Here is a 1298-nt window from a genome sequence, read left to right on the forward strand (position 1 = left end):
CCTACATCGAACCGCGCTTCAAGCTCTACCTGCGCTTCGGTGAACCTGCGCGCACGCACCAGCTCGACCGCTGGCGTCGCTGCGCGGTGTTCCTGCCAGGCGCCATGTTGTGCCTTATCCGCTGGCAGGCCAACGACTACGGCACCGTTCGCTGGCAGCTCATGGTGATGCAGGCTTGTACGCCGCTCGATGCGGCACAGCGCATCCCCGGCGTGCAGCCCGGCGCACGCCTGCTGCTGCACGCCGAGGGCGAGAACCAGGTGCGCGCCGTGCTGGAGCGCATCGACGCCATCGAGGCGCTGGACATCGCCCCCGCCGCTGTCTCGCCCGCGTACTGGCGCACGCTCGCCAACCGGCTCGCTGCCCGCCTGCCGCTGCCCGAATACACCGCCGAGCGGCACGCCGCCTGGCTGACCGCGAGGGCACTGCCATGACCGCCGTTTCCACTGCCGGCACCGCGCCGCGTCCTCGCTCGCGCCTGCGCGCTCGTATCGTGCTGACGGGTCTGTCCGCCTGCGGCCTCGCTGCGCTGGCCTGGGCGTCCTTCGTGCATCCGCTGCCGCGCCTGATCTACAACCCATCCGACAGCGTGGCGGTCGGCTGGTATCGCGTCGATCCGCTGGGCGACGGCACCGACTCGCTGCCGCGTTCTTTCTCCGTCGGCAGCATCGTCCTGACCACGCTGCCGCCAGACGCCGCCGCGCTGGCCGCGCAGCGCGGCTACCTGCCGGCGCGCGTGCCGCTGCTCAAGCGCGTGGGCGCAGTCGCGCCGCAGGAGGTGTGCATCACTGGCCGCATCGTCCGCATCGACGGCGTGCCTGCGGCCGCCGTGCTGCCTGCCGACCGCTGGGGCCGGCCGCTGCCATCCTGGCAGCAATGCCGTCGCCTTGAACCCGGCGAACTGTTCCTGCTCAGTGTGACCAACCCGGCGTCGTTCGATAGCAGGTACTTCGGGCCGATCAATGCGGGCGCCGTGATCGGCATCGCGCATCCGGTCTGGCTGGAATCTCGCCCATGATGGCCTTCGATTCGCTGCACGTCGCCGTGCATCTCATCGTGCCATCGGGCGTGTCGTTCTGCTGCTCGTCGCCGTGTCGTCGCGCATGCAGTGCGGGTGCATTCGCACCGCACTTCGCGCTGCCTTCGGCGCAGCCGTCCAACGTGCAGGCGTCTTGCCTCGAACGCGCCCGGCCTGTGGCCGTCGCCGCGTTCGCCGGCGCGCTGGCCGCTCGCGCAGCAGCGCCGCCGGGCCGCCGCTGCCCGGAGCGCCAGCGAGGGGCAAAGGCGGAAGGCAAGAC

At 71.3% G+C, this 1298-nt stretch carries 2 protein-coding genes and 1 pseudogene; all 3 read left to right on the plus strand.

The features are described 5' to 3' along the window. Positions 1 to 434 (plus strand): DUF2840 domain-containing protein (locus tag APY03_RS25900; protein WP_068681397.1); only part of this gene is annotated, 434 nt, incomplete at its 5' end. Continuing rightward, entirely contained in the window at positions 431 to 1018 is a 588-nt protein-coding gene (locus APY03_RS25905; protein WP_068681399.1) for a S26 family signal peptidase, read from the plus strand. The genes APY03_RS25900 and APY03_RS25905, both read left to right, overlap by 4 nt. Then, positions 1015 to 1298, plus strand: a pseudogene (locus APY03_RS42725) (hypothetical protein); the annotation flags it as partial. The gene APY03_RS25905 and the pseudogene APY03_RS42725, both read left to right, overlap by 4 nt.

The organism is Variovorax sp. WDL1, assembly GCF_001541225.1.
GTDB lineage: Bacteria > Pseudomonadota > Gammaproteobacteria > Burkholderiales > Burkholderiaceae_C > Variovorax.